The organism is Gilliamella sp. BG1, from assembly GCF_046635625.1.
Lineage (GTDB): Bacteria > Pseudomonadota > Gammaproteobacteria > Enterobacterales > Orbaceae > Gilliamella > Gilliamella bombi.
Window position 1 is genome coordinate 1 of sequence record NZ_JBIDFG010000032.1, and the last position, 7,460, is coordinate 7,460.

Sequence of the window (7,460 nt, forward strand, 5' to 3'; positions counted from 1 at the left end):
CACTGGCATTTATGTTAATGTGGCTGCCAATGTATTGTTGAGTAATTTATGTACAGCAAAGATCAACAGTCCCTAGTCACTAAAAAAGAAATAGATATAAAAAAAGGAACCATTTTTATTCAAAAATGGTTATTATTAATGGAATTTGTTATGGAAGAAAAAGGACTAGTTTTAAAAAATTATGTGTTGCACAATTTATTTAGCACATAACTAACCGCCACAAAACCAAAGGTGGCTGTAACTGTTGTAATTGCGCCGAACCCTGACTCACAGTCCATTTTTTTAGGTCCATCTGCTTCACTTTTTGTTAAACATACTTGTCCATTTTTAGAAGGGTACGTTAATTGCTCAGTCGAAAATACACAAGGAATGCCGTATTTACCTTTGCTATCTTTATTTAATTTATAATTATACTTTAGTTTTTCACGTAACTTTGCTACTAATGGATCTTGAATTGTCTTTGCCAAATCTGCAATTTTAATTTGGGTTGGATCTTTTTGTCCACCAGCTCCACCAATGGTAATCACTTTCAATTTTTGTCGCTTACAATATGCAAGCACAGCCGCTTTATCATGTACACTATCAATTGCTTCAATAATATAGTGATAACATGGGGATTGCTTTGTTCCTAAATATTCACCAACATTATCTGAATTAATAAAATCATCAATTTCATTCACGATACATTCAGGGTTAATTTGTAAAATGCGTTCAGCCATAACCGAGGTTTTAGCTTTGCCAATATTGGATTTTAACGCATGAATTTGGCGATTTGTATTTGTTACACAAACATCATCCATATCAATTAGGGTAATTTGACCAATACCACTACGCGCTAGCGATTCAGCAACCCAAGAACCTACACCACCGATACCAATTACACAAATATGCGCTTGTGAAAAACATTGCAAAGCCGACTCACCATAAAGCCTAGCTATACCGCTAAAACGTTGAAAGTAAGATTCTTTATTCATCAATAATTAATAATAGTGTTTTATACTAAAACAACTACTCTCCTGAAACTTTTTTACAAATTATAACTGTAATATTTTTTATATAAAGAACTTATCAATAAGTATTAGAGATATTATACCTTTCACGAATAAAAAACCAAATTCATAACTCTTATAAAGGTCAGCTACATCATCATCGACGATAAATAATTGGTAAGATATTATGTGTATTTGTTTAGCTTATTAGTTTTTCCTACAATTTGCCATTTCATACCAAGCAATTGTACCTTTAGCTTGAGCAAAGTAGATAAAGGGTCTAATAACCTGTCAGGCCGTAATACCCTCGTGCTTAGTCAGGCTAACGTCGAGCAAAATAGAGCTATATATTAAAATGGTTAACAATTTTAATATAGATTGAACATATCTATTTTTTAGATCAAACAAAATTGTTATACGCTAGATACTAAAGTCTTAACAGTATATAATATTAAAAATTTTTAATCTTACTTTAAATAAAGTATTGGAGTTTTAATTTTTTATGAAAGAATATAAGGTAGTTATTTATCAAGAAAACGCTTTTTCTTCGTTTCTTTTTGGATCAGCTAATGTTAATCCAGCTAGGTTTACCGAGTTACTAAATAAAAATGCTGAAGCAGGCTGGCGTGTAGTAACGATGGAAAGAGAGATACGTCGCTTGTTCTTATTCTGGAATCGAGAAGCTCACATTGTTATCCTTGAGCGTGACCGTATTTAACAATCCCAAAAGCATTTTTATTAAAATAATCCATTACAGGTAATAATATTTTAAATTAATAGTTGTAAGGTTAGAAATCAATATGCTCATTAGGGCATATTATTTCTACTAAATAAGATAAACTCAAACTGGCTAATTGCTAAATTAGTAAATTAGAAGTATTAATTCTTTGTTAAAAAGTTTCAGGAAACACTATGTTTCAGTATAAAATAGGCAACTTTAAGATTTATGCTGTAATTTTTGCTCTGCTAGAGCTAAAAAAACAATACCTATAATGATAGATAACCCACCAAGCATGCGTGTCAATGTAATTTGCTCATCAAAAACAATAACCGATACCAACATTACTGTAACCACCTGTAAATGAGAAGCGGCAAAAGCTGGACCCACTGGGGCTTTTTTTAATAATACCATCCAAGTGACAAATGCCCCTGTATAGCCAAGCATTACTAAATAAGCCCAACCATAAGTAAAAATACGGATTAACCAATCAATACTCACTTCAAATGGCATAGCTGATATTGCCGTTAATTTAAAGCTTGTTTGACCAAATGTGTCAAAAAATAATAGTAAAATAAATCCAATAATATAAAATTTTTTCATTACGTAAGCCCCACTAAAACTACGCCAGTAGTAATAAAAAATATACCAATGATACGAAATAAAGTAAGGTGCTCTTGAAATAAGATACGCCCAGCTAACATAACAGTTATGATATTAAATGAACCTAGTAAAATACCTTGCGATAAAGGCACTTTACTTAAAAATGCTAGCCAAAAAATAAAACCGATAAAATATGTGCCAAACCCCAACCAAAGCCAAAAATTGCTAAATAATTTTTGCCAATAATGTAAACCCTGCTTATTTTTTGAAGTAATTGCGGCATACTTAAATGCAATTTGCCCAACAGTATCACAGGCAATATTAATTAACCAAAGAACAATAATTAAGGTTGACACTGCTGGCAAAATCCGTGTATTTCTAGCACACTATGTTTGATTAAAAAATCACTTTGTTGTGCTAACTGTTTAAATTGATGTTCGATATCTTGTGAATGTTTTTCAGTGATTCGCTGACATTTATCGCAAATAAATAAAATTGAAATATGTTCAGGATCTTGAAAATGTGGACAAATAATATAGCTATTAGAAGATTCCACTTTATGGATAAAACCTTGTTCAAGTAAAAATTCAAGTGCACGATAAATTGTTGGAGGTTTAGCTTGTGGTTCGCTTACTTTTAGTAGATCTAAAAGATCATAGGCACTCATTGCTTTATTTGCCGTTAACATAATATCTAAAACTGTTCGACGTTGCGTTGTCAGTTTAATACCACGTTTTTTGCATAAAGTTTCAATCTTTTCAATTAACAGATTATGCATTTAATATCCTTTGCCTTTAGCCATAATTTTTTTGTGCAGCTTTTCTTCGTCTTATTTCTTTAGGATCATTGATTAAAGGGCGATATATTTCAATACGATCGCCATTTTTAACCAATTCATTAAGATCACAACGTTTTCCATAGATGCCGATTAAATGTTCATCTAGTTTAATCTGGCATAACGATAAGATATTGGATTTTGTAATTGCTTGCAAGACATTCGTTTGCTCATCAACATTACAATTAATTACTGTTGGATTATTCGGTAACGCATAAACAACTTGAATATTGATCATTTTAATAAATCTGCCTTGCTCTTTTTGAAAACGCATTAACCATACTAGTCATGATTTCTTTAAATATAGGAGTAAAAGTCATATCTAATAATTTATTTTTGAACTCAAAATCTAAATTGAGACTAATTTTACTTTGGTTTTCAGTAATTTTAACAAATTGCCACCGACCCGATAATTGTTTAAATGGACCTTCTAAAAGCGTTATATCAATTGAGTTAGGTTCATTAACTCTATTTAATGTGGTAAAAGATTTTTTAAAACCGAACTTTTCAACCTTAATAAAGGCAGTCATAATATTATCTTGTTTTCTAATAATGCCTGTTGCGATACAATCAGGAATGAATTCTGGATATTTTTCTATATCATTAACTAAAGCAAACATTTGCTCAATTGAGTAGGGCTCAATAACTTCGTGAAAAACATGTGCCATAATAATAAAATAAAAAGTTAAAATTAGTAGCATATAGTATCACGTAACTCTATAATAACGCACATTATGACTAAGAAAAAATTACACAAGCCGGGATCGGCAACTATTGCATTAAATAAACGTGCACGCCATGAGTACTTTATTGAAGAGGAAATTGAGGCGGGATTATCCCTGCAAGGTTGGGAAGTAAAATCTCTCCGTGCAGGTAAAGCAAATATTAGTGATAGCTATGTTTTACTTAAAGATGGTGAAGCATGGTTATTTGGTGCAACTATTACGCCGTTAAATGTTGCCTCAACGCATGTTATTTGTGAACCGATGCGAAATCGTAAGTTGCTGCTAAATGAGCGTGAGCTCAACTCATTATTTGGTCAGATCAACCGCCAAGGCTATACGGTTGTTGCTCTTTCGTTATATTGGAAAAACGCATGGGCAAAAGTAAAAATTGGTGTTGCCAAAGGTAAAAAAGAATACGATAAACGTACCGATATTAAAGAACGCCAATGGCAAGTTGATAAAGCACGTATTATGAAAAACGCAAATCGGTAATGTTTTGATTCACTTCGTAAAATATAACGCTAGCAGTAGATATCGATTCAATTTCTGTTTTAATTAGATTTGCTAGCGCTATCTTTTTTAGTACATTATAAATCTACAATATACTAACGTTGATCATCAACAGTTACGCCTGCTGGCGGAGTAAATTTGAATTTGTCTAATGCGACTTTACCTAGTGTTTGTCGAGACAAGTCATAAAAACTACGTTGGCCATCTTCTTCTATAATAGTAAAGTTAGAAATCATACCTGTAGGTAATACCGAAATAATAAAGTCTTGATTAGACCCATCTGTTGGTTTTAAGGTAAACGAATCTTGTTTACGAGTGACATTATAAACATTCCAAATTGGATTCTGACTGTCAGTAATCAGTAACATTAATCGGTTATCAATCGCTTTTTTCAAGTCCATTACACTAACTTGTTGAACTGCTGGTGTGTATACCCACATATTCTTTCCATCAGAAATAATCGATGTTTCATCAGGTTCATTCATCGTCCAATTAAAATAGTAAGGTCTACTAACCCATAAATCACCTTTACCTTCTTGTACTTGTTGATTATCGGCCGTTTTCACATCTTGCGAAAACCTTGCATAAAACCCGTCAATTTTATCTAAACGTTGTTGTAATACTTCTTTATCGCTAGCCCATGCAGATAAACTAACTAATGCTCCGATTAAAAGTAAAAACTTTTTCATAATCAATCCTTATGTATTTATTCTATAAAAATATGTTAAATATATTTTGATTACTATATATGATCGAAATATTACCGTTTTTATTCCACTGGGGGAAGATATTTTCTTTTCTTTTTTCACTTACAAAATAACAAGTATATAATAGGTTTTATTTTACAAATGCGGATAAATACCTGCCATGCCGAGTATGTCTTTTGAATTTACTACTGATGAATTTAAACCATTAGCAGCTAGAATGCGCCCACGTAATCTAGCTGAATATATAGGTCAATCTCATCTATTGGGGAAAGATAAACCGCTACCAAAAGCAATTGAAGCTGGAAATTTACACTCAATGATCCTTTGGGGGCCGCCAGGCACGGGCAAAACAACTTTAGCTGAAATTATTGCTCATCATGCTAATGCTAAAGTTGAACGAGTTTCTGCCGTTACATCTGGCATAAAAGATATTCGTGAAGCAATTGAACGTGCTAAAATTAATCAGCAAGCAGGGATCCGCACTATATTATTTGTTGACGAAGTTCATCGTTTTAATAAAAGTCAACAAGATGCGTTTTTGCCTTATGTCGAAAACGGTACTGTTACGTTTATTGGAGCAACAACTGAAAACCCATCATTTGAATTAAATTCTGCGTTATTATCTCGTGCAAGAGTCTATTTACTCAAATCATTAACCAACCATGACATTGAGCAAATTTTACAGCAGGCAATGGATGATCCTAAGCGTGGTTATGGTAATAAAAACATCAATCTACCAGAAGAAACAAAAAAACAAATTGCTGAATTCGTTGGTGGTGATGCAAGGCGAGCACTTAACACACTTGAACTATTAATTGACATGTCAGATGGGCATGAACTTACACCTGATTTACTCAAAGAAGTTATAGGAGAACGTAATGCGAGATTCGACAATCAAGGCGATCGTTTTTACGATTTAATTTCCGCGGTACATAAATCAATACGTGGTTCCGCACCTGATGCCGCTCTTTATTGGTATGCAAGAATTATATCAGCTGGCGGAGATCCACTTTATGTTGCACGTCGATTATTAGGCATTGCCTCGGAAGATGTTGGTAATGCCGATCCTAGAGCTATGCAAGTCGCGCTTGCCGCATGGGACTGCTTTACAAGAGTTGGTCCTGCTGAAGGTGAACGTGCAATTGCACAAGCAATCATCTATCTTGCTTGTGCACCAAAAAGTAATGCAGTTTACCTTGCATTTAAACAAGCAATGACTGATGCCGAATCAAAACCTGATTACGATGTTCCTGAGCATTTACGCAACGCTCCAACAAGCTTAATGAAAAACTTAGGTTATGGCGCTGAGTATCGTTACGCCCACGATGAACCCAACGCTTTCGCAGCAGGTGAAAATTACTTCCCGCCAGAAATGGCTAATACAAAATATTATCGCCCAACAACTCGTGGTGCTGAAAAAAATTATACTGAAAAATTAGCATGGATAGAAGAACAAAACCTCTCAAGCTCTATTCAACGTTATAAGTCTAAAAAATAGAGGCTGTGTTTATTTTTTATAAAAATATTCTGAAGGTATTTGATCTAACAAAATAATTATAAAATGGAGAACACTATTTCTACATACTTATTTTTGTACCTACCTTTAAATCTTAAAATAATGTTAAAAACTTTCAGGAAACTATGTGTTTGAGTATAAAATTTTAAATAATTAAAGTGCTTTTTATCTAAAAATATGTCGGGTTAGATTTGTATCATTTTAACAACCTGGAGCAAGCAAATAGAATGACCGAAAATGACTTACCATTTATAATACTGAAAAAATCATGAGACATTAAATAGTATAACGCCTATTGAATACAAAACACAAAAACAACTAGCATGATTTTCTACGTTAGTTTTGTATTAAAAATGAGATAATCACACTTCAGCTAGTTGTAAACTATTAAAATTATGAAATAGGATTAATTTTATGCCGGCATTATCTGAATATTCAAATATATCAAACACTGTACTCAATATATTAGATAAAAAAGGATACCGAATTTGGTATGACGAAAAGTTAAAAATGTACTGTGCTGAAAAGAACGGTTGGGATTTTATGGCCGATTCACCATCAGGTTTGTTAGGTTTAATTAGCATTTATGAATTTAAAAAACCAGCTATATATAAAAAATATTGGTGGAAAGATGATGATAAAAACTTACTAAACAATTTAAGAAAGAAACCTAAATACATATCAGTTATAGATAAAAATATAAGATAGATTAAAGTTAAGTTACTAAAAATAAAGCAAAAGCAACTAAGTGATTTTTTACATATCATAAAATAATAATATAAAAGCAAAAAGCCCAGCATGACTGCTGGGCTCTCTATATTTAAAAGTCTGGCGGCACCCTACTCTCACATGGGTAA

General features: G+C 32.7%; 11 protein-coding genes. 4 read left to right on the forward strand and 7 right to left on the reverse strand.

Going from position 1 to position 7,460, the window contains the following annotated elements; genetic code table 11:
• Nucleotides 1–179: 179 nt before the first annotated feature.
• Nucleotides 180–974, reverse strand: a complete 795-nt coding sequence (gene tcdA / locus ACGH80_RS11375) for a tRNA cyclic N6-threonylcarbamoyladenosine(37) synthase TcdA (RefSeq protein WP_085165909.1) — start codon at nt 972–974, stop codon at nt 180–182.
• A gap of 517 nt (nt 975–1,491) precedes the next feature.
• Here tcdA and ACGH80_RS11380 point away from each other — a divergent pair.
• Nucleotides 1,492–1,707: a DUF4177 domain-containing protein gene (locus tag ACGH80_RS11380; protein WP_065590507.1), complete on the forward strand. Its 216-nt coding sequence runs from the start codon at nt 1,492–1,494 to the stop codon at nt 1,705–1,707.
• Nucleotides 1,708–1,926: 219 nt separating this feature from the next.
• Here ACGH80_RS11380 and ACGH80_RS11385 read toward each other — a convergent pair whose 3' ends face one another.
• The 5 genes from ACGH80_RS11385 to ACGH80_RS11405 are packed head-to-tail and all read right to left on the reverse strand — an operon-like array spanning nt 1,927 to nt 3,846.
• Nucleotides 1,927–2,310: a DMT family transporter gene (locus ACGH80_RS11385; RefSeq protein WP_034913644.1), complete on the reverse strand. Its 384-nt coding sequence runs from the start codon at nt 2,308–2,310 to the stop codon at nt 1,927–1,929.
• Entirely contained in the window at nt 2,310–2,666 is a 357-nt protein-coding gene (locus ACGH80_RS11390; protein WP_034913647.1) for an EamA family transporter, read from the reverse strand. The genes ACGH80_RS11385 and ACGH80_RS11390 overlap by 1 nt, the downstream gene beginning before the upstream one ends.
• Nucleotides 2,654–3,088, reverse strand: a complete 435-nt coding sequence (zur, locus tag ACGH80_RS11395; protein ID WP_411631184.1) for a zinc uptake transcriptional repressor Zur — start codon at nt 3,086–3,088, stop codon at nt 2,654–2,656. The genes ACGH80_RS11390 and zur overlap by 13 nt, the downstream gene beginning before the upstream one ends.
• 16 nt (nt 3,089–3,104) lie before the next feature.
• Nucleotides 3,105–3,383 carry an RnfH family protein gene (locus tag ACGH80_RS11400; protein WP_065590505.1) on the reverse strand — a complete coding sequence of 93 codons (279 nt, stop codon included), beginning with the start codon at nt 3,381–3,383 and terminating at the stop codon, nt 3,105–3,107.
• 1 nt (nt 3,384) lies between these two features.
• Entirely contained in the window at nt 3,385–3,846 is a 462-nt protein-coding gene (locus ACGH80_RS11405) for a type II toxin-antitoxin system RatA family toxin (RefSeq protein ID WP_081296689.1), read from the reverse strand.
• Nucleotides 3,847–3,879: 33 nt separating this feature from the next.
• Here ACGH80_RS11405 and smpB point away from each other — a divergent pair, with 33 nt between their 5' ends.
• A complete protein-coding gene (gene smpB, locus ACGH80_RS11410) occupies nt 3,880–4,362 on the forward strand; it encodes an SsrA-binding protein SmpB (RefSeq protein ID WP_065590504.1) in 483 nt (160 codons plus the stop codon).
• Between the two features lie 113 nt (nt 4,363–4,475).
• On the opposite strand, the gene lolA is transcribed toward smpB, so the two are convergent.
• Nucleotides 4,476–5,069, reverse strand: a complete 594-nt coding sequence (lolA, locus tag ACGH80_RS11415) for an outer membrane lipoprotein chaperone LolA (protein WP_411631186.1) — start codon at nt 5,067–5,069, stop codon at nt 4,476–4,478.
• A gap of 178 nt (nt 5,070–5,247) precedes the next feature.
• Between lolA and ACGH80_RS11420 the strand changes: the two genes are divergently transcribed.
• Nucleotides 5,248–6,585, forward strand: coding sequence for a replication-associated recombination protein A (locus ACGH80_RS11420; RefSeq protein WP_411631188.1), 1,338 nt, complete (start codon nt 5,248–5,250; stop codon nt 6,583–6,585).
• A gap of 432 nt (nt 6,586–7,017) precedes the next feature.
• Nucleotides 7,018–7,311 carry a hypothetical protein gene (locus tag ACGH80_RS11425; protein WP_411631189.1) on the forward strand — a complete coding sequence of 98 codons (294 nt, stop codon included), beginning with the start codon at nt 7,018–7,020 and terminating at the stop codon, nt 7,309–7,311.
• Nucleotides 7,312–7,460 lie beyond the last annotated feature (149 nt).

Coding starts and splice junctions, on each gene's coding strand:
- tcdA (WP_085165909.1), bottom strand. CDS start 974: ATGAATAAAGAATCTTACTTTCAACGTTTTAGCGGTATAGCTAGGCTT.
- ACGH80_RS11380 (WP_065590507.1), top strand. CDS start 1,492: ATGAAAGAATATAAGGTAGTTATTTATCAAGAAAACGCTTTTTCTTCG.
- ACGH80_RS11385 (WP_034913644.1), bottom strand. CDS start 2,310: ATGAAAAAATTTTATATTATTGGATTTATTTTACTATTATTTTTTGAC.
- zur (WP_411631184.1), bottom strand. CDS start 3,088: ATGCATAATCTGTTAATTGAAAAGATTGAAACTTTATGCAAAAAACGT.
- ACGH80_RS11400 (WP_065590505.1), bottom strand. CDS start 3,383: ATGATCAATATTCAAGTTGTTTATGCGTTACCGAATAATCCAACAGTA.
- ACGH80_RS11405 (WP_081296689.1), bottom strand. CDS start 3,846: ATGCTACTAATTTTAACTTTTTATTTTATTATTATGGCACATGTTTTT.
- smpB (WP_065590504.1), top strand. CDS start 3,880: ATGACTAAGAAAAAATTACACAAGCCGGGATCGGCAACTATTGCATTA.
- lolA (WP_411631186.1), bottom strand. CDS start 5,069: ATGAAAAAGTTTTTACTTTTAATCGGAGCATTAGTTAGTTTATCTGCA.
- ACGH80_RS11420 (WP_411631188.1), top strand. CDS start 5,248: ATGCCGAGTATGTCTTTTGAATTTACTACTGATGAATTTAAACCATTA.
- ACGH80_RS11425 (WP_411631189.1), top strand. CDS start 7,018: ATGCCGGCATTATCTGAATATTCAAATATATCAAACACTGTACTCAAT.